This is a genomic window from Parerythrobacter aestuarii (genome assembly GCF_030140925.1).
Classification (GTDB): Bacteria; Pseudomonadota; Alphaproteobacteria; order Sphingomonadales; family Sphingomonadaceae; genus Parerythrobacter; species Parerythrobacter aestuarii.
Genome location: NZ_JARBWD010000001.1, coordinates 2,546,106 through 2,567,363, shown reverse-complemented (window position 1 = coordinate 2,567,363; position 21,258 = coordinate 2,546,106). Strand labels below are relative to the sequence as shown.

Annotated in this window: 10 protein-coding genes; 8 read left to right on the top strand and 2 right to left on the bottom strand. The window is 61.0% G+C overall.

Translation table 11 applies throughout. The features are described from left to right. Window positions 1-84 precede the first annotated feature (84 nt). Window positions 85-822, top strand: a complete 738-nt coding sequence (locus QPW08_RS12525) for a helix-turn-helix domain-containing protein (protein ID WP_284126148.1) — start codon at window positions 85-87, stop codon at window positions 820-822. A 72-nt stretch (window positions 823-894) separates the two neighbouring features. Here QPW08_RS12525 and QPW08_RS12520 read toward each other — a convergent pair whose 3' ends face one another. Together QPW08_RS12520 and QPW08_RS12515 are read right to left on the bottom strand one after the other, a co-directional pair. Continuing rightward, window positions 895-3,276: a TonB-dependent receptor gene (locus QPW08_RS12520; protein WP_284126147.1), complete on the bottom strand. Its 2,382-nt coding sequence runs from the start codon at window positions 3,274-3,276 to the stop codon at window positions 895-897. 548 nt (window positions 3,277-3,824) lie between these two features. Then, window positions 3,825-4,163 carry a hypothetical protein gene (locus QPW08_RS12515; RefSeq protein WP_284126146.1) on the bottom strand — a complete coding sequence of 113 codons (339 nt, stop codon included), beginning with the start codon at window positions 4,161-4,163 and terminating at the stop codon, window positions 3,825-3,827. Window positions 4,164-4,709: 546 nt separating this feature from the next. Between QPW08_RS12515 and QPW08_RS12510 the strand changes: the two genes are divergently transcribed. From QPW08_RS12510 to QPW08_RS12480, 7 genes are all read left to right on the top strand, one after another. Further along, a complete protein-coding gene (locus QPW08_RS12510) occupies window positions 4,710-8,111 on the top strand; it encodes a FecR domain-containing protein (RefSeq protein WP_284126145.1) in 3,402 nt (1,133 codons plus the stop codon). A 60-nt stretch (window positions 8,112-8,171) separates the two neighbouring features. Further along, the gene (locus QPW08_RS12505) at window positions 8,172-9,881 is read left to right on the top strand and encodes a CHASE2 domain-containing protein (protein ID WP_284126144.1); all 1,710 of its coding nucleotides are present in this window, start codon (window positions 8,172-8,174) and stop codon (window positions 9,879-9,881) included. Window positions 9,882-10,106: 225 nt separating this feature from the next. Beyond that, window positions 10,107-12,668 carry a hypothetical protein gene (locus QPW08_RS12500; protein ID WP_284126143.1) on the top strand — a complete coding sequence of 854 codons (2,562 nt, stop codon included), beginning with the start codon at window positions 10,107-10,109 and terminating at the stop codon, window positions 12,666-12,668. A 17-nt stretch (window positions 12,669-12,685) separates the two neighbouring features. Continuing rightward, window positions 12,686-14,248, top strand: a complete 1,563-nt coding sequence (locus QPW08_RS12495; protein WP_284126142.1) for a patatin-like phospholipase domain-containing protein — start codon at window positions 12,686-12,688, stop codon at window positions 14,246-14,248. Window positions 14,249-14,497: 249 nt separating this feature from the next. Further along, complete coding sequence (locus tag QPW08_RS12490) at window positions 14,498-15,748, top strand: serine hydrolase domain-containing protein (RefSeq protein ID WP_284126141.1); 1,251 nt, start codon at window positions 14,498-14,500, stop codon at window positions 15,746-15,748. Continuing rightward, window positions 15,745-17,181 (top strand): metallophosphoesterase, encoded by a 1,437-nt coding sequence (locus QPW08_RS12485; protein ID WP_284126140.1) that lies wholly within the window; start codon window positions 15,745-15,747, stop codon window positions 17,179-17,181. Before QPW08_RS12490 ends, QPW08_RS12485 begins: the two co-directional genes overlap by 4 nt. Next, the gene (locus QPW08_RS12480; protein ID WP_284126139.1) at window positions 17,178-20,987 is read left to right on the top strand and encodes an alpha/beta fold hydrolase; all 3,810 of its coding nucleotides are present in this window, start codon (window positions 17,178-17,180) and stop codon (window positions 20,985-20,987) included. The genes QPW08_RS12485 and QPW08_RS12480 overlap by 4 nt, the downstream gene beginning before the upstream one ends. Window positions 20,988-21,258 lie beyond the last annotated feature (271 nt).

Sequence of the window (21,258 nt, the reverse complement as noted above, 5' to 3'; positions counted from 1 at the left end):
TTCGTTCATATCGAGAGCCTGGCGTGCAGGTCGAAGCCGAGCGGGTGGAGCATTTCCCCGCACAAGCATGCAGATCTCAACCATGTGATTCTCATCACTGAGGGCGGCGGCACCATCCGTTATGAAAGTGAACTGATCGAATTTCGTGCACCACGCTTGCTGCTCGTACCGGCACGCGTAGTCCATGGCTTTGACTGGCTGGCCAATTCCGATGGCATGGTGATGACCATCGCCGATGTCCATTTGCTCCAACTGGTCGCGCGCTATCCGGAATTCCAGACACTGTTCGACGAACCACGATCGATCAGGCTGGCCCCTGCCGATTGTGCGGAAATGGCTGAAGTCATGGGGTCGATGCTCGAAGAGCTTTCCTGGGCAGGAGTTGGACAATCCGCCGCAGTAGAGGCGGCATTGCTGATGGTCTTGGTCCACGCTACCCGGCAGGTCCATCATCTGACCCAACAGGAACCGCAATCCATGCGCCAGCTTGGGCTCGTCGCGCGCTATCGCCAGTTGATAGAGCAACGCTTCCGCTTGCGTGAGCCGATCGAAGCCTATGCCAGGGAGCTGGCGGTAAGTGTGACGACCCTGCGCGAGGCTTGCGCGGCAGCGGGCCATACGCCGACGGAAATTCGCGATCAGCGCGCCATTCTCGAAGCACAAAGACTGCTGGCCTATTCGGCTGAAACCATCGCTGAAATCGGCGAAGCGATCGGCATTCCGGACCCGGCCTATTTCAGTCGTTTCTTCTCTCGCAAGTGCGGCCAGTCGCCGGACAGCTGGCGGCGATCGCTACGCCACTCGAAACAGCAGGCAGCCTGACGGCACAATAGAAAACCCCCGGCGAGTTGGGAGATCAGCTCGCCGGGGGTCGCGCCCTGTCTGGGACCGTGATCAGAATTCGTAGGCTACCGTCACACCATACTGGCGCGGCGGCAGGTACGTCCCCGTGATCGTACGGCTAGTGGAGACCGCGAAGGCCCCGGACACGACAAACTCGTTGGTCAGGTTCTTGCCCCAGATGTTCACACTCAGGTTCTCGTCCGGGAAGGTGTACTTCAGATTGGCATCCAGGATCCCGTAGGAACCAGCCGCCATGCGCGGATCGTTGAACTCGGTGTAGAACTGGTTGCCGGTGAGGGCATAGGCAATCGAGGCAAGGATGTTACCGCCGCTCGCCAGGTCCTTGTCATAGGTGAAGCGCCCGGCCAGCGAGTACTCCGGCGTGTTGCGCGGACGGTTGCCCGACAGGTCCACCGTGCGCGGCGTGAAGCCGGCGAGGCCTTCCAGCGCGCCCAACGGATCGAGCGGGTTGTCCGTTTCGAACGTATCGAACTCGATGTCGTACCAGGTGCCGTTGAAGGCGAACCGGAACTCGTCGGTGAGATAGGCCGTGCCTTCGAACTCAAGCCCCTTGCCGTTGGTGACAGCGGCGTTCTCGACGCTGGTGCTGAAGCGCGGGCCACCGGAAATGAGGCGGGTACGGTCAAACTGCGCGCCATCGACCTGGTAGATGAAGGCCGCCAGCGCGAAGTCGAGCGCACCATTGAAATAGGTGCCCTTGAAACCCGCTTCCCAGTTTGAGATGGTTTCCGGCTCCGTAATGAACGGCGTTCCGTCAACCAGCGCTGCCGACCCCGATTTGAAGCCTTCGGAATAGGTCGCGTAGAGAAGCGTATCGCCGATATCGAGCTCGACCCCGATCTCCGGCGTGAAGTCGGAGAAGCTGCGGCTGTCGGCACCGGTGGCGAGCTGCAAGCCCGGCCCTGCGCCCGGCAGCAGCTGGTCTACCACGACCGAGCGGCTTTCATGCGAATAGCGCGCCCCGGCCTTGATGCGGAAATTGTCCGTCACATCGAAAGTGAAGTTGGCGAACAGCGCCCAGGCTTCGATATCCATGTTGCCCGGGATGATGACGCGCGCATCGGGGAAGAACGATGCAATCGACGGGACGACTGCCGGTGCTGGACCCGGATTGGGAGTAGCGAGCACGGAGGCCAGTTCGCTGCGACGGCTGAACGCTGCAGCCGGATCTGTACCAATCGGTACGATCGCAAAGACATCGTCCTCGAAATAGAACCCCCCGATCAGGCCGCGCAGACGGCTGCCGTCGACCACCAGCTGTAGTTCCTGAGAAAACTGGCTGTTGTCGACATACTGCACCTGCACAGTTGACGGATTGGCATTGACGATGCCGTTGCGCAGGTTCGAAACATCGAAGTCCTGCAGCAGGTAACTCTCACCCTCGCGATAGTTGGTAATCGAGCGGAAGGTCAGCACGCTGCTGAGTTCAGCCTGGAAGGTGTTGGTCACGCTCAGCGTCTTGAGATCGCCAACCGGTGGCACATCGCCGCCCACATTGCGCGAATTGATAAGGGCATCCGGACCGGCCAGCGACACGAGGTTGGGAATCTGGGCCAGCAGTTCATCGCCGTCGTTGATGCCATTGTTGTTGGAATCGCCAAGACCCAGCGCGGCGATCTGCGCCGGAAGCGCAGCGATGGTTTGCGCGGAGAAGCTGCGGCCGAGGAACTTGACGGCCTTGGACCGCTCGTTTTCCTTGTAGTACTCGACCGAGATCAGGTTGGAGACACGGTCGGAGAAATCGACATTGATTTGCCCGCGGATGCCGAACTTGTTGGCATCGTCGACGTCCTCGCCACTGGCGGTATGGACCCCGAAGCCGTCACGGTTCTGGTGGCGGAAGGCGAAACGGGCCTGGATGTTGTTGGTCAACGGACCCGAGATTGCGCCTTCGGCAATGAAGTTGAGATCATCGCCGCCAACGGTGAGGCGCGTAAAGCCTTCGAAAGAGGTCGTCGGCTTGGCGGTGATCAGGTTGATCGAACCGCCCGTGGCGTTGCGACCGTAGAGCGTGCCTTGCGGGCCGCGCAGCACTTCGACCCGCTCAAGGTCATACAGCGAGGCGAACTGCTGGGTGGGCTGGGCAACGACGGCACCGTCGACATGCAACGCTACAGAGGGATCGAGGCCGGGCAGCGAGGAGTTGAGGCCGATGCCGCGGATGTAGAGCTTGGCAAAGGCGAAATCATTGCCGATCGTCAGCGACGGGACCGCCACCTGGAGATCTTCCAGCGTGGTAATCTGGTTATCGGCCAGCGATTCCGCGCCAACAGCGCTGATGGCGGCCGATACATCCTGCAGGTTCTGCTCTCGCTTGTTGGCCGTCACCACGATGACGTTGTCATTGGCGCGAGCGCCATCGCCTTCGCTCGCGCCGGCGTCCTGGGCGGACGCCTGGCTCGACAAACCCATGGCCAGAGCCGCAAGCGCGCAACCCGCAGTCGCTCGCGACAAAATCCCTACTCGATTCATAATCCACTCCCTCAAATCGAACCTTGAGTGCAATTCCAATTCCTGTGGCAGGAAGGAGGCTCTGCGGCCCCATCATCCCCCACGCGGCAGGGAGGCTCCGCTTCGACTGCCTGGCAAACCGTGATGCTTGCCGGAGCCGTGCCTGCGCATGCGACACGGACCTCGCAAGCCGTCGCGACTGCAACTCCACACATTTACGTGCGGGGCTGGTCTGGGCAGCGTCCCCCTACTTTGGTGAAAATGACTCGTTCCGCTGAATCGCGTAATGGCAATGTCAACATTCGACTTGGACAATCGAACGGGAGTTGGCAGGATGGAATTAACCAAGAGGGGAGTTCGGTACCAGGGGTGAAACGCGGAAAACCCCCTCAAACACCCCGATAAGCGGGTATTTATTGCACTCTTCAGCCCGCTTGTGCTGTCAATGCCGGTTGCACTTTCGATCACGACAGGCTGCGACACATGTGGTCGCAAGCTGCCGCAGTAGCTCAGGTGCTCTGCCGCATGAAGCGGACAAATTCCGAGTGTTTCGCTTCAAAGGCTTGCACCGACTGGCGATACTCAACCGAACGTTGTTCGCTTAGCAGAAGCACCGGCCAACGGGCCTGATGGTTCGACAGCGATGAAAACAGGTCGTCGCGAAGCTTCTTGAACTGCTCGATCACCTCGGGATCGGTCTGGTTGATTTCCAGGGCCGCCTGTCGCGCAGCATCTTCCATCGCCTGGCGATACTCGTTGCGGACGCCCGCATAATCCTTCTTCCAGCCCTCCGGCATCTCGGTTGAGAGAGTGCGCAACAAGCGCTGCGCATCCTCTGCCTTCTTCACGTAGGGGTCGATTGAATGGTACCTAGACACAGCCTGCCCTCCTGTGTGCTCGAGCCAAGAATGACTCGACATTATTCTCCCTATTCAGAAGTGAATTTTTTCCTACCGCTCGTCAATGTCGACGACGGTGTCAAAGTAAGCCACGGAAAAATATAGATAAAGACTTATTACATAACGAAGTCCCGGCGACGTCTGCCGAGCCGCTCAAGCAGGTTCCCGATCTGGCAGCGTGCGCCAGCGCAACACCGAAACCTGCTGTCCATCCACCCGTGCAGCGGGTCATCGGTTGTCATTCCAGAGGCCTGTTTGGTGCACATTGGCTCCACAGGTCGCCGTTGCATTTGCTGTGCTATCGATCCAAGGCGGATGGGAAGGGTGCGCCAGCCAAGGGGGAGGATCAAACTGGCCCGACTTAGAGGCATCTTGCTCTTGTGCGCGCTGACACAAGCCTTTCCTTACGCGCCGGCGGGCGCGCAAGTTCTGCAGCGAAGTGGCGAAATCTCAGGCGAGATAACCGCTGCCAAGGGCGGGGAACAGGCCACCCTTGTGCCTCGCCGAACATGGCAAAGGGCTGTTGCCAGCCAGGACCTGAAGGCTGGCGATGTCCTGCGCACCAATGCGTCAGGAACTTTGGCGATCGTCTTTGCCGACGGTACTCAGATCAGGCTCGGGCGCAATTCGACGTTGGTGGTGAAGCGTGTTGCGAAAGGCGGTCCCTCCGCAGTTTCCCTGCAACGTGGCAAGGCATGGGGCCGGAGCCCTCGCAGCCGCACCAAGCTGTCGGTCGAAACTCCCTCCGCGACCGCAGCCATCAGGGGCACCGAATGGGCGATCGAGGCGGGCGAGGACCTTAGCCGGTTGCAGGTATTTTCCGGCGCGGTCGAATTTGCCAACGACGCTGGCTCCTTGCTGGTCGAAGCGGGGCAGGCAGCCACGGCCCGGCGCGGGCAGGCACCCACGAGGACTGTGCTAGCCAACCCTGCAGGGCGCGAACAAATGCTCTACTTCGTCGACGTAGGCGACGGACTGGACATTCTCGCCAGCGACGCGCCCGCCTTCGCCGAAGGCCGGGCATTGCTGGCCCGGCGCGACTGGGTTGGCGCTGAACAGGCCTTCGCAAGGCTTGCCGCGTCGAGTGACCCGCAAGACCGCGCCGCCGGGCAGTACGGTCGTTATGTTGCGCTGGTGCAGCATGGTGAGGCACCGGATCGACTTCACAGCACCGACGGGGCCGCTGGCTATGTCGCGCAGGCCCTGGTTGCTGCATATGACGGTGACCTGCGCAGTGCGCTGGAGCTGGCCGCAAGAGGGCAGGCGGCTTTCCCCGAAGCGCCATCGCTTTATCAGGCAAAGGCTCAGATCGAAGCCCTGCTGGGCGAACCCGATGCTGCGTTGGCGACCGTCGATGCCGGGCTACGCCTGTTTCCCGACAACACCGGCCTTGCCATTCTCTCAGCCGACCTCCTGCGCGACTATCGCGGCAGTCCCAAGGCTGCGCGTGACCGGCTGTCTCCAATCCTTGAAGCTGACCCGGACAATGTTAGCGCGCTGACAGCGCAGGCAAGAAACTGGATCGCGATCGGCGGTACATTGGAGGCTGCGCGGCTGGTCGAGCACGGTCTGGCCGTCCGCCCCGACGACGCCGAGCTCGTCAGCCTGCGCGCGCAGGTGCTGCTGGCTCAAAACCGGCTGGAAGATGCCAAGATAGCCATCGAAACCGCGCTGGAAATCGACCCGGGCAACCCGCTGGCCGGAGCGGCATTGGCCCAGTATTGGGCGCGCAAGGACGTGCTGGAATTGGCGCTGCAAGCCTCGCTGGCTGCGTCGGCTCGCAACCCTGACTATGGCGCAGGCTTCCTGTCCCTGGCGCAGGTGCAATATGAGCTCGGCGAGACCGGCATTGCCGAGCAGCAGTTCGACACGGCCGACCGGCTCGATCCGGCCAACCCCGCCATGCCGCTCGCCCGGACTGCGGTGGCCCTGCAAGACTTCGATGGTGACGCCGCGATTACCAATGCTCGCGAGGCGCTGGCCCGCTATCGCGCGCGGGGCGGCGAGTATGTCAACCTGTCGGAAAACCGCCAAACCGGCAGTCTTGTTTCGCAGGCTTTCCGTTTCCTCGACCTCGAAGGATGGGGCCGATATTATGCCGACCGCGTGTTCGACAGTTTCACGCCGTCGAGCTATTTCGACCAGGCCTTGAACCAGACGCCGGGGCCGTTCCTGATCCGGAATCCGGACGGCAGCTTCGACGCCCAGCGGGCGCGCAATTTCGATCGGGAGTCTAGCTTCCTGCAAGGCGTTGCGCTCGATCCGCTCAGCGTAGCCAGTTCAGGCCGCCGCCTGCGGTTCGACAACGGCAATTTCTTCGAGCCCAACCTTGGTGTGTCGTGGCTGAAGGAAGACCTGCGCGACGAGCGCACCGTCAAAGGCGGGCTGGACACAATTTTCGATGCGCCGGTGCCGACCGCAATCTGGCTCCGGGGCAACTACAGGGACTACACCGATCATCGTCGCCGCCCGGACCTGAGCCCGTTCTCCCGGAGGCGCGGAGGCGAAGATTGGTCAATTGCCGGCTATCTCGGGGTGGAGCTGACCCCGGCCGATAGCCTGGTCTTCAGTGGCGAATGGAACCGTCGCACCAACTTGTCGGAAAGCGACATGCTGGCACTGGCGAATGATCCGTTCGAGCTCGAGCAGACCGGCAGGCGCGACGACAATTTCCTGTTCGGTCTCTACACCCACGAGTTGGGCTATCGCGACATGCTCACGGTGTCAGGCGGAATCGGCAAGGCCAGCTCGCGAACCGACACAATCGACATCAGCAGCTTGCAGTTGTTCGCTGACCGACTTGCCCGCCAACGCGATGCTTTCACTTACCTCGGGCTGGGCTACGCCAAGGGCATCGGCGACACACTGGATCTTCGCATCGGCGTGGAGTGGAGCGATGTGCGCAGCCGGTTGCAGGCGAACCGGTATGACTATGCGTCCGGACAAATCGATCCGGTCCGCCCCGCGCTATGGGATTTTGAAGACAATGCCTCCGAAGGTCGCGCCTATCTCGATTTGCGTTACCAGCCGGTTGAGGCGGTGGTGCTGCAAGGACAGGCCGAAATCATCGCCCGCACCATCATCGGGGTAACCGACTATCCCTTCAACTGGCGGATGGGCGTGTCGTGGGAACCAGCAGCGGGGCAATGGCTACGCGCCAGCGTGATCCGCCAGCGCCGTGGCTTGTTCGATTTCAGCTTCCGCCCGGTGGCAGCGGTAGGCCTGCAGCCACTGTCGGTGCCTTCCTATCGCCAGTCCAGTGTCGATGCAGTGATCCTGCGGTGGGACGCCGAATGGTCGGGGCGCCTCTTCACCAGCGTCGAGTATCAGGACCTGGACCTGGAAGCGGTGTTCTATCAGTTGCCTGACCTGCCGGTGGACGTCGAAGGGTTTCCCGTATCGCTGCGCCGGATCAGCGCGCAGGCCAATGTTTGGCTGGGCGGTAATGTCGGGTTGCGCTTTTCCTATGCCTATACTGACAGCAGCATTGATGGGAGCTTCATCTCGGGCGCGAACGTCAGCCAGGCGATCGGTCCGTCCTTCGGTTGTTCCACCCCGGACCTCGATCCGACATTCCTGTGCCGCTACCAGCGGGGAGACCAATTGCCGTTCGTTCCTGGGCATTTCGGTCGCGCTTCGCTGGTCTGGAGCTTGCCGGCTCCGACGCGGCTCAAGGTGACGCTGTCAGGCAGCTACATTGGCGACCAGACCGACGACTTACGGGCGCCGCTGGAGGATGTGGCGTTGGTCGATGCCCAGCTGGAATGGGAGCCGATGGATCGCCGATTTGTGCTGAGCCTGTCGCTGCTCAACTTGCTCGACAAGCGGTATAACTCTGCCACTGGCGTGGCGGCGCCCGGGATAACGGTGCTCGCCGGTGCCGGAGTTCGGTTCTAGGTGCCCGGCCCGGCGAGCAGAGGTGGCCTCTCGGCCCTGGTACTGGCCGTAGCCGCTGCTTTGCTGGCTGGCCTTCTCGGTCAGACTGCACTGCTGCGCGACTTCGATGGCAGGAGCTTTGACTTCCTCTCAACTGTGGCCCCGGCGATACCCGACGAGCCAGGTGTTACATTGGTGGTGATCGACGAACCAAGCATGGATGTCATAGGGCTGCAGTGGCCTTGGCCCAGGTCGGTCCATGCCGAGCTGGCAGAAAACCTGCGTGCCGCCGGTGCCAAGGCCGTCGCTTTCGATGTGCTGTTTGCCGAGCCGACCGATGCTGATGAGGATGCCGCACTGGTTGCGGCGATGGGGCAGGACGTGGTGCTTGCGGCTGACGAAAGTCTGATCGATCGCCCCTACGGCAGTATGTTGGTACGGACCGAGCCAATGCCTGAATTGCTCGCGGGCGGGGCAAAGGCAGGCGTTGCGAGCCTGTCGCTGGGCAGCGACGGCGTGCTGCGAACCATGCCGCGCTATCCAGACAGTTTCATGGCGCGATTGCTGGAGGTCACCCGCGGCGAGAAAGTAGCTGTCGCTGAAACGCAGCAGCTGATCCAGTACTTCGGGCCAGCGGGCAGCTATCCAACCGTCTCTTACTATCAGGCGCTCGATGCCCAAGGTTACCTGCCGCCGGGCTATTTCGAGGACCAGGTCGTGCTGGTCGGCTTCGCCTTGCAGGCCAATGCCGATGTCTCAGCGGGTGGGGTGGATGCATTTGAAACGGCCTACACCCTGCGGACGGGGCAGTTGTCACCAGGCGTCGAAGTGCAGGCTACCATCTACGACAACTTGAGGACTGGGTTGCCGATCTCACCGATAGAGCACTGGGCGACATTGCTGCTGATAGTGCTGAGCGGAGCATTGGCCATGGCCATCTCCAGGCCGACCTCACCGGCGCGAAAAACGGCCTTGCTGATTGTCGCGCTCATGGGCTTTGCTGCCGGGAGTTGGCTCGCGCTTCGCTATGGAAGGATTTGGATCGCGCCACTCGCGCCGGCTGTGGCGCTCACGCTGGGCGTGGTAGCCATTGCCATTCGCGATTTTGCAGCGGAACAACGCCGCCGCCGCGAAGTCCAGCAAGCCTTCGGGCAATACCTGGCTCCTGAGATGGTCCAGAAAATCGCTGACAATCCGGCGCTGCTGAATCTTGGCGGCGAGAGCCGCGAACTGACCATCCTGTTCTCCGACATTCGCGGCTTCACGGCGATTTCGGAAACGATGCAGGACGATCCGCAAGCCCTTACGCGGATGATCAATGCGGTCCTGACCCCGCTTTCCAACATCATCCTCAAGCACGGCGGGACGATTGACAAATATATGGGTGATTGCGTGATGGCATTCTGGAACGCGCCGCTCGACGATCCCGACCACGCCTTGCATGCGGTCAAAGCGGCGCAGGAAATGCAGGCCGCGATGAACGGGATCAACCGCAATATCCAGGCCCTGGCACCGCAAGGGGTAGCCATTCCAGCGATCCGGATTGGCATCGGCATCAACACCGGCACCTGCGTAGTCGGCAATATGGGATCTGACCGCAGGTTCGATTACTCCGTGCTTGGCGATGCAGTAAACCTTGCCTCGCGTCTCGAGGGACAATGCAAGGATCATGCTGTCGACATGCTGGTCGGCCAAGCAACGGTGGCCGCGGTGCCTTCCCTCGATTTCCGCAAGTTGGCGGACATCCAGGTTAAGGGGCGCTCTGAAGTAGAGCCGACGTACACGCTCTGAAGGCTGCCATGCCGACTCCTGTCCAGGTGAAGCCCCTCACTGTGGGACCGGTTCCTGTATGCGTGCTCTGAACAAGGCATCTTCGCATTGAAATCCGGAAATATTCCGGGAGTGTGATCCGATAAAATCTTTGCCCTATTGGCAAATACTTCTGCGTCACTACAGTTTACATCATCCCCAAGAGTCGAACAGTAGAGTTTCGGCCCGGGGAATAGGGGGTAGATCATGGACGAAGGCAGGGACGGAGTCGTCGATATTGAATATGCATTCGAACGAAAGTTCGATCCGCCTGTCGCGCCCGATTATTCGATCCTGGGATCCTTGCTATCGATAGCAAGCCTGGCGTTCATGACGGTACTTTCCTATGTTCTGATGCAGCATCTGCGAGATCCGTCGACGATACTGGTTTCGTGGGATTTCCTGCGCCCGCCCGAGGCTTCGGGAAGTCTTGCAGTGTGGACATGGTTGCCCTTTGCCTTCACGATTTTCGGGGCAGGGCTGGGATTCCTGTTCGAACTGGGACTTCTTCTGGCCGGCACACCGTTTCAGCAAGCCCGGACCAAGCTGACCCGCTTTGTAGTCAGCATCCGCTTGCTAAACCTCGCTCCAGTGGTGTCGACCATCTTCTTCTTCATCGTCTGCATGGCCATTCCCGACCCCAGCCTGCGTGCAGGCCTACTGTTCGTGGCAGTGCTGATGATGGCGGTGCTGGCCTATGGCCTCTTCTTCGGCAGCGCCCCGCAGGTTCCGCTCATGCTGCTGGGGTTGCAGGTCATACAGATCGTCATTGTCCTGGTTATGGGCGTGGTTGTCCCGGCACCGCATGTGGCGCTGTTCCTGATCGGGCAGGGCGTGCTTCAGCTGGCAGCGCTGACAATCGGTACGGCCACTCCGCTGCGCAGCACCGGCTTCCATGTGCTCGCGACGTTGTCTGGCCTGATGCTATACTTCGCTATCCGGAACGTGACCGACGTCCAGCCGGGCTTTTCGGACTCAGTGGCGATCGCAGTGCCGGCCGGATCGCTGATCAAATGGGCACTGGTCGCGACTTTCCTCTTCGGGCTGATGGCAGCAGCACGGGCGTTCCCGGCCAGCTATGCCGTGATGCGCTCGGTGGTGAGCAACCTGATCTGGTCGCCAATCTATTTCCTGCTGGTCAGCCAGCCTCGCTTCGCCAACCCACGGAACCTAAGCGAGCTCTACGGTCGTGAGGGCGCGCCGAAGAAGCTCAAATATCGCCCCTATTTCCTGCAGCACCCGCAAGACCTGTCGGAACCGTTGAGCATTCCCTCGCCGGAATCGCTCGAAGGCAATGTGACGATCTTCAAGAAGGTACTGAAGCGGGTCAAAGGCGCTTTTGCCATGATCGCGGTGCTCGATCATGTCTACCCGCAGGCTGACGTGACCGTTCCATTGGCGCAAAAGCCGCGGCTCCAGCCCTGGAGCGATGGTGCCGAGTTCTGGCCGGGGATGTTCAAATGGACCATCTTCGGGGCGCAACTGCCGCAGAAGAACCTGCTCAGGACTCCCGAGCCGGCAGTCGCAGCTTACAAAGAAGGCCAGCTACTGGCCTATCTCACACAATTCGGGGTCGCTTCGCCCTTCGCCAAGCCCGCCAGCGGCATGGGTGAGGGCGTCTTGGTTTCCGATTTTACCTATCTGGAAAAATTCGAGACCAAGCCGGACTACCATCGTTATGGCGGGAAAGCGTTCTTCCAGGCCGATCCCCGGTCCGGCATGCTCAAGTTGATATCGGTTGTTGCGCCGGCAACCAGCGAGCAGCTCCCGCCCGATCCGGGTGATCCGGTCTTCCGGCTGGCCGAGAGCCGAATACTCGCCTCGATGTACTATGCTGTGATCTGCGGGAAACATCTCGGCGAGATCCACATGACCTACAATCTGGTCGAGACCTCCTTGCACAATGCGTTCGATGCAGAGGGGCAGTGGAACCACCCCTTCCGAACCGTGCTCTACCTGCACCTCTTCGCGCATGAGCTTGCCGAAGAGCTGACCACCGAGCACCTTGTCCAGGAAGGGGCCGTTTTCGACCAGATCTTCGCCACGACCCAAGACAGCCTGATCGATCACTTGAACGAGGTTTATCGCGATTTCGACTATGGCGAGGACGAAGACTTCGACGCCCGCAAGGCGGCAATGTCCTATCGCGACGAAAGCGGCGAGGAAATTTTACTGAAGGGAACCTGCGTCGAATGGGAGCTCGACTATAACCGTATCTGGACCAGCTATGCCAAACGCATCGTCGATGCCGTCTATGCAGATGACGGGGCGGTACGGGGCGATATCTATTTGCAGCAGTTTTATCGCCAGCTGGAAGCGCTCATTCCGAAGGGATTGCCAGAACGCTATCACCGGCTTGAGACGAAAGGTGGCGCGGCGCGGTTCCTTTCCGATACCATTCACCATCTGGTGATCCGCCATCAGGTTTATGGCACCACGGGTGTGCGCGCTGCGCTCGATCCTCGGATCAGCAGCACGCAGGTTCCGCGCGACGGAAACGCGCCAGGCGTGGACGAATGGCGATCGCTTGCCTGTGTCGCGCTTGCCACCGGTGCAGCGCGGTTCACCCTGCTCTTGCAGGATTTCGACTATCTCATTGACGGGGTGGATGAGCGTTACGTCCACAAGATGCGCGAGGCATTTGAAATGCTTCAGGCCGATCTCCATGCGCTCAACGCGAAATGGACGGAGACGGAAGATGATCGTCGATACAATTACGATTGCTTCCGAGCCTTGCCGAGCGACCTGCACACCGGGCCGGGCTATTGAAGCTAGAGGAGGGTCGGATGACTGGCACAGCGATCAAGGCGAATGTCCATGCAACCCCCGCATCCGACCCGACCTTTCCTGAACAACGGGACCCTGACATCGCCGGTCGGGCCAACTGCGCCATCTGCTTCTCGGGAGGTGGGAATCGTGCACTGGCATCAACCGCGGGCCAGCTTCGCGCGCTGACGCAGCTCGGTCTGGTCAACAACGCCCGTTACATTTCATGCGTCTCCGGCGGGTCCTGGGCGTCTGGAGCCTACACTTTCCTGCCTGGTGACCGATCCGATGATGAATTCCTTGGGCCACATGTCAGCGATTCCGAACGTGGGGACCTCTCCATCGACGAGTGGGGCGATACACTCGACGACAAACAGCTGGTGCACCGTGCATCCGTCAGTTTTGCCGATGTATTCTGGAAGAATGTAGAATGCGGTCCTGCAGACATGGCTTGGATCAGCACGGTGCGCGAAGTCTTCTACGAACCTTTCGGCCTCGGCGAAGAGAAATTCATGGCTGCAAGTCCATCAGCGGTGGCCGGGATTCTGGCGCACAATGGCCAGCTGTCCGAGGACGATTTTCATACTCCGCGGCCCGGGCGCCCCTATCTCGTCGTGAACGGAACTCTCGAATGGCCGGTTCGCGTCTTGCACAAGGTCCAACGGGTGCTGGTCCAGTTCACCCCGGGCTATGTCGGTAATGCGTGGCCTCTCCAGCTGACGACCAGAGTCCTGTGCAAGAAGCTGAGACAGAATACCGGCGGAGGCTTTCTCGACAGCTTCGCTTTCGGATCGACCGGACCCAATGCCGCAGCCGGTTCTTGGCTGCCCATGCCAGCGCCGGAAAGACCGTTTGCAATCTGGCATGCAAGCGGCATCAGCAGTGCCGCATTCGGCTATGATGCAGCCAAATATGATGTGGCATCGGTGATCCCCAAAGAAGAATATTGGGCCGTCAGTGACGCAGCACAAAGCGCAGCCAAGTCCAGGCAGTTACGCTTCACCGATGGCGGAAACCTGGAGAACTTCGGGCTGATGGCAATGCTCCAGCGGAAAGTCGAAAAGATCGTCGTGTTCGTAGATTCCGAGGATCCGCTGCCGGATAGCTGGGACATCGTGATGGACAATTCCGACGTCACGCCGCTGTTCGGGCTGAAAAACAAGGGAATGCCCAACAACCAGGTCTTCAAGAGTTCGGAATACAAGCCATTGCTCAGGGGCTGGATAGAGGCCCAGCGCGGGCGAGGCCTGGCGATGTTTGCGCAGAAGCTGGCGGTGCAGAAAAATGGCTGGTTCGGTATCGATGGCGGCTGGGACGTTGAGATTCTTTGGGTCTATACGGCCCCGGTTACCAATTGGATCGACCAACTCAGCGGTGACATGCAGCAGAAGGTTTATGAAGGTATCGATGGGCACGAACCGCTGGCCCATTTCCCGAACTATCTGACCGCCGACGAGAACCACCTCCTGACGATCGACCTGTCAAAGCCGCAGGCGGCTCTTCTCGCCGACATGTATGCGTGGGCAATCAAACAGGAAGCAGACGCATTTCGGGCACACTTGCCGCCTAGAACTACAGCCTGATTTTTCCGGGTTGCGAGACCTTTCCGCTGCGCGAGTTCCCATGGCCATTCCTGCCGGTCCGATCCCGGCTCGGCTGACGCAAAAGTACTATTCAGCTCGAGACCCTAAGTAAAAATGGGCATCTTGGTCTCCCTCCGGGAAGAATATCCTACCCCTTTCTTTGAAGCCTAACTGGCAATTAACCATTCTTGCGTAGTCCTTCCTCCGGGAAAGCGCGTGGCTTGTCGGCGCGCAGGAAGGGGTCAAACCATGCAGCCATCGAAGAGTTCGGGCCAACCGGCGGTGCGCCAAACGGTCGATCGAGGCTCTTGGACCAGGGGGGCCGTTGCCGAAGGCTTCGAACCGGTTGCGCATGCGTTTTCAGCAGCCATCCAATCCGGCGCAGCACTCGGCGCGGCATGTACGATCATGCATCGGGGCGAGACGGTGGTCGACCTGCACGGTGGTTGGAAAGACCGTTCGCACGAGTCCGCGTGGGCGGCCGACGATATCACGTTGGTCTATTCGTTGACGAAGGGCCTGACCGGGATAGCATCCGCAGTTGCCGTTTCGCGCGGGCTTTTCGCCTATGACGAGCCGGTGGCCGATATCTGGCCCGAATTTGCTGCACACGGAAAAGGTTCCGTCACGGTTGGTGAGGCGCTGTCTGAGCAGGCCGGTCTTGCGGCGATTGACTTCAAGCTCTCTCTTGAGACCTTGGGCGATGAAAAGGCGATCTGCGCAGCCATTGCCCGGCAGAAGCCGAACTGGGTTCCGGGCGACCACTCGGGCAACCACGCCTATACCCTTGGCTGGATCGCAAGCGAGTTGATCCATCGCCGCGACCCGTATGGACGGCGCTTGCCGCAATTCTTTGCCGAAGAAATCGCCGGTCCGTTGGGTGTCGACGTATATCTCGGCTTGCCTGACACTTTCGAACGCGACCGGATCGCGCGGATCGATGGGTTCGGAATGCAGGATCTTTTCATCCACCATACAACCATGCCGTGGCCCCTGACATTCGAGATGTGCCTCCCTGGCACGCTCGCTTTCCGCACGCTCAATAATCCGCTGATCCTGGAAGGGCCGGGTGCGCTCGATTGCGACGAGTTCTGGCGCATCGGACAGGGTGCGGCAGGCGGTATGGCTTCGGCACGCGGGCTGGCGGCACTTTACAATGCCTTTGCCGAGGGAGGCGAGAAACTTGGGGTCACGCCTGAAGTCATGTCCTTGCTCACGCAAGGTCACCGCTACCCGCGCAAGGGACTGAAGGACCAGGTCCTGACTGCAAACATGTATTACTCGTACGGCTTCGAGAAGCCTTTCAGCGAGTGGGAATACGCCCGCACCTCCAGTGCGTTCGGTAGCTTCGCCGTCGGCGGATCGCTGGCCTTTTGCGACCCGCAAGACAGCGTCGCCTACGCCTGGATCACAAACAAACTCGGCACCGGAAAGTGGGACGATCCGCGCGAAAAATTGGTTCGCGATGCCTTCTATGCATGCCTGGAGGATTTCTCATGAGCATTCGCCACGTCGTCTTGTCGGACCTCCATCTCGGCGCACGCGACAGCCTGCTGACCCATGTCCATGGCGATGGTGCCATCGCCGAAGGGCCGTCCGAAGTGCTGGCAGCCTTTGCCAATGGTCTGCGTGAGACTCTCCGTGACCAGCACAAACCGCAGCTGGTGCTGCTGGGCGATGCGCTGGACCTTGGCCTGTCGCCTTTCGGAGACGTTTCGAAGAGCTTCCTGCAGCTGCTGGACGCTTTCTTCCCTGCTGGCGGCGAGGACCTGTTCGATCGGGAAATCATCTATGTCGCGGGCAATCATGATCATCACCTGTGGCGCATGGCGCAGGACCATTGCTTTGTCCTGGCGCTGGAGAGCGGGGAGCTCCCAAAAGACCTCGAAGCGGTCACTCCCATTTTCGGTACGCCGTCGCATCGCTGCCGTTTGATGGAATCGCTGATTGCGCACAGGCCGCACCTGCAGGGCGCAATGGTGCGGATTGCTTACCCGAACTGGGGTCTCTCTGACGCGTCATCAGGCCGTGCCGTGGTCATGCACCACGGTCACTACCTCGATGGCACGTACCGCGCGTTGTCGAACATGCGCGGCTTCCTTGGCGATGGTGACGCCATGCCTGCAACCATGCGCCAACTCGAGCAGGAGAACGGGCCATGGATCGATTTCCTGTGGTCGGACCTCGGCAGTGCCGGCGAGATCGGCGGCGAGGCCGGCTCGCTTTACGAAGTGATGCTGAGCGCCGGCGCAAGTCATGACTTTGCCGAAAGCATCGCACGCCGGGTCACCGGTGGGCTGCGCTCAAAACTCGGCATCAATCCGAAGATGGAGCTCAAATACGGGGTCACGCTCGACAACCTCATCCGCGCCGCCGTCGACCTGACTGCCGGCCGCGCGGCGGAGCGTCAACGCGATGGTTATGGCCACGTGCTGGGCGAAGCGGAGATCGAGGACCTGGGCTGGTATCTTGGCATGCCACTTGCGAAAGAGTTGCAGCGCGAGCTGGCTGACATGCCGCGCGAGCTGTCATTCATCTTCGGACACACCCACAAGCCGTTCCAGGACGAACTTCTGGTTGATGGCTACCGAGTCCCGGTTGGCATCTTCAACACTGGCGGCTGGGTGCTGGACGAACCAACCCTGATGCCGGTGCAAGGGTGCGCCGCCATGCTCGTTTCCGAGGAATTGGAAGTCGCCTCGCTGCGGCTGTTCAACGATCCGACCGATGGCACCATGTCCCCGGTCCGCGTCGAGGGCAGCGGCCGTGTGAACCGGCTGGTCGATGAGACGGCCGAGGCGGTGGAGCACGCGTCGCACCATTGGGCCGATTTCTCGCGCATCGTCCATGGCCGCATCCTCGAAGAAGCCAACAAGCGTGTCCGCGAAGAGCTCGAACGCTCCGATGCAGAGCTGCGGGAGGCAGCAGAATGACTTTACAGAGACGGATTGCCCGCAACCTCGATGAGGTGAAACCGCATTACACCGTGCTCGTCGTCGGTTCTGGGTATGGTGCCGGCGTAGCGGCTTCACGGCTGGCGCGGGCAGGGCAGGATGTATGCGTGCTTGAACGCGGCAAGGAAATCCTCCCTGGCGAATATCCCAACAAGCTCGCCGATGCGCAGGGCGCGATGCAGTTCAATGTCAAAGGCGGACGGATTGGTGCGCCAGACGCGCTGTTCGAAGTGCATGTGAACGACGATCAGTGGGCACTGGTCGGCTGCGGACTGGGCGGGACCTCGCTGATCAACGCCAACGTCGCGCTGGAGCTCGACAAGCGCCTGCTCGACCAGGCCCATTGGCCAGCCGCCTTCCGCGACGATCCGCACGCCATCGACACCTATTACGAGCGCGCGCGAGAGATGCTTGCGCCCAATCCCTATCCCGACAGCTACCCGTCGCTCGGCAAGCTCGAAGCGCTCGAGCATTCGGCGAACGCGATGGGCAAGCGCTTCTACAAGACCCCGATCAACGTCACCTTCGAGGACAAGACCAACAAGTTCGGCGTCCCGCAACCGGCCTGCACCAATTGCGGTGACTGTACCTCGGGCTGCAATGTCGGCGCGAAGAACACTACGCTCATGAATTACCTGCCCGACGCGGCCAACCATGGCGCTGAGATCTTCACGCAGGCCAAGGTGCTGTGGGTCGAGCGGGCTGGTGATGTCTGGCGTGTTCACGTCCAGCACAATGCGGCAGACGCAGACAGTGCGCCGGTCGCCATTACTGCCGATCACGTCGTGCTGGGTGCAGGCGCGCTCGGTTCGACGGAAATCCTGCTGCGTTCGCGCGAGAAGGGCCTGCTGCTGTCCGACCGGCTGGGCACGCAATTCTCCGGCAATGGCGATGCGCTCGGTTTCGCCTATGACAGCTACTTCAAGGCGGCTAAGAACGGCGACGATGTCACCGCTGGCCCGATCTATGCCGTCGGTGTCGGCGCAAACGATGTTGCCGGGGAGGCCTATCCCGGCCCCTGCATCACCGGCGTCATCGACATGCGCGATGACGCGGACCCGACCAAGGGGCTGGTGATCGAGGAAGGCGTGGCACCTGGCATTATCGCTGCCGGTCTCGGTCCGGCATTCTTCTTCGGGGAGGCGATGGCCGACGGCTTCACCCGCTTCGGTTTCGATCAGGTCAAGCCGCGGTTGCTCGATGCCAAGGCGATGGGCGAAGCCGTTCAGACCGATCCCGGCAGCATTGCCGAGTGGGCTTACAAAGGCCCGATGGCGCGCACGCAGACTTACCTTGTCATGAGTGTCGACGACTCGGGCGGCCTGTTGGCACTCGAGGATGACCGGCTCGCAATTCACTGGGCGCGTGCGGGCGAACAGCGTACTTTCCGCCGCGACGACGACAAGATGCGCGCAGCGGCGGAGGCGATCGAGGCACAGTATTTCTCAGACCCGCTGTGGTCGGATTCCATGGGCAAAAAGCTGATCACCGTTCACCCGATCGGCGGCTGCGGGATGGGCGATGACGCATCGTCCGGCGTGGTCGATGACAGCTGCCGGGTCTTTGCCGGCACTAGCGGCACCGATGTGCATCCGGGCCTCTATGTCTGCGACGGCGCGGCGCTGCCCGGTGCAGTCGGCGTCAACCCGCTGCTGACGATCACAGCTGTCGCAGAACGTGCTGTCGAGAAACTGGCCCACCGCGAAGGCTGGAGCATCGACTACACGCTCGGTGAGGAAGCGCCGCTGCCGCAGGAAATGCCCGCAGACGAGCAGGCGGCTGAGGAACCGCAACCGCTTCCCCATCGCGAGACCCTGAAACTGGCAATCGCCAAATGGGTCGGTGGGCATGCCATCGAGCCTGTTGCGGACGCGGTGACCAACGCGGCACGGCATTTTGAAACCGGGGCAATCGATAAAGGCAAGGCGGCTATTCGCCAGCTGGTGAAGGATCATCCCGAAGCCATGAGCCCGGGCATGGCGTTCACTGAGACCATGGCCGGCCACATCAGCGCCACCGGCTGTCACCATCGCCCTTGCGGTCATGTTGAGCGCATCCGCGATGACTTCGTCAATGGTGCGGCATGGGGGCAGGCCGAAGAAAGCGCTTGCAGCTTCAGGCTGACGGTTGCGACCGACAATATCCACCGCATGGTCGACGATCCCGAGCACCGCTCGCAGATCACCGGCGAGGTGCTAGTCAGCGCGATTGCGCCCGAACCAATGCCCGTACGCGAAGGCACCTTCCGCTTGCTGGTCGCCAATCCTGACAAGGCGGAAAGCTGGAAGATGCTCTACGACATGGTGCTGGAGGGCCCCGACGGTCCGATCCATTTCCATGGCTTCAAGACGCTCGAGCAGCGCGCGCAAGGCAAGGCTGCGTCCGATCCGTGGACCGATCTCACTACACTGTTCGTCACGCTACGCCATGGCGAGGATGGGGCCGGAGATTTGATCGGCCGCGGCGTGCTCAAGCTCGGCATTGCGGAGTTCATGCGACAGCTGACCACTATCACGGTCCATGATGCAGGGACGCTCGTGGGCCATGTCGTTGAGCTGATCCCGCGCGCGAAGAAGGCCATCGAGACCTACTTCATGGCGAAATACGCGGGATTCTTCGCGATGACCGTGTTCCGCTCGTATGGCGGGATGCTGGCGACGTTGAACGACTTCGCGAGCAAGGATGCGGAGGCGCTTAAGCTGCGCGACCTGAGGCTGCCGCCAGCTGAGCGCTACATCGTGCCGTCAGGTGACGGCGTGAACATCGGTCTCACCCGCTATCGCGGCGGAGCGCGTGGCCCGCTGGTGTTGGCACCCGGGTTCTCCGTGCGCGCTTCCAGCTTCGCTACGCCCACTGTGGATGAGAACCTGGCTGAGAGCCTTGTGGCCCAAGGCTATGACGTTTGGCTGTTCGACTATCGCGCCAGTGCGGATTCCGGCAATGACACTGAAACTCCGCCGGAGTTCACCATCGATGATATTGCCAGGCACGATTGGCCCGCTGCAATCGCAAAAATCCGCGAAGTTACTGGCGCAGACAGCGTCCAGGCACTGGCGCACTGCGTTGGTTCCATGAGTCTGCTGATGGGGATCGGCAAGGGCTGGGTCAGCCATGTTCGCTCGCTCATCAGTTCGCAGCTGACCCTCCATCCCGTTACCGACTGGCTCAACTACATGAAGGCCGATCTCGGTGTCGCCGGTGTGCTGGGGCAGATATCGCTGCTCGACGGCCACATGGATTTCGTCAGCCAGGGCAGTGAACAGGATTACGAGATCGACGCGGTTGCGTACCAGATCCCGGTTCCGGAGGGGCAGGCGTGCAAGAACCCGACCTGCCGCCGGGTTTTCGGAACCTTCGGCCCTAGCTGGGACCATCGCCAGCTCGGCCATGACACGCACCTGGCGCTTGGCAGCATGTTCAGCCGGGTATCGCTCACCCCGTTCGAACAATTGGCGGCGATCATGCACAAGGGTCTGGTCGTCGATGTCGATGGCAAGCCAATCTACACGGATGAAGATTCGGCACGTCGCCTTGCACTGCCGATCAGTTTCCTCTCAGGCGCGACCAACCAGATTTTCTATCCCGAGAGCGGGCAGCGCACGCGCGCCTGGTTGTCACAGCACAATGGCAATGAACTCTATCGTCAGCGGATCATTCCCGGCTACGGCCACATGGACCTGTTCATCGGACGCAACGCGCATCGTGAAGTAACACCGACGTTGCTGGAAGAGCTGGAGTGGCTGGACCGACAAGCAGGTGCTGGCGAAGGGCGCGAGGCGGGTTGAACCGAGGGTCGGCTTACCGGCCCTTGCCCCTGCTTCAGCTTTCCTCACGAATCTCGCTGCCGATGGCCTCGAACCGCACGGTGACGATGTGCAGCCGCGCACCCCTTCTTTTCAACTCGAGATATTGGTTGGCGACTGCAGAAGCGACTAGCCGCTTCCAGCCGTCGCCGGTGCGAAGGCTCCAAGCAGGCCGGGCAAGGAGCTTCTCCCCGGGGGTGCCGGTGCTGGGCGATGCTAGAACCCAAAGGCAGTGGTGCGAGTGATCATACCA

Excerpts from the sequence above, each read along its gene's own strand:
- QPW08_RS12495 (WP_284126142.1), top strand. The coding sequence starts at position 12,686 with ATGACTGGCACAGCGATCAAGGCGAATGTCCATGCAACCCCCGCATCC.
- QPW08_RS12490 (WP_284126141.1), top strand. The coding sequence starts at position 14,498 with ATGCAGCCATCGAAGAGTTCGGGCCAACCGGCGGTGCGCCAAACGGTC.
- QPW08_RS12480 (WP_284126139.1), top strand. The coding sequence starts at position 17,178 with ATGACTTTACAGAGACGGATTGCCCGCAACCTCGATGAGGTGAAACCG.
- QPW08_RS12520 (WP_284126147.1), bottom strand. The coding sequence starts at position 3,276 with ATGGGTTTGTCGAGCCAGGCGTCCGCCCAGGACGCCGGCGCGAGCGAA.
- QPW08_RS12500 (WP_284126143.1), top strand. The coding sequence starts at position 10,107 with ATGGACGAAGGCAGGGACGGAGTCGTCGATATTGAATATGCATTCGAA.
- QPW08_RS12485 (WP_284126140.1), top strand. The coding sequence starts at position 15,745 with ATGAGCATTCGCCACGTCGTCTTGTCGGACCTCCATCTCGGCGCACGC.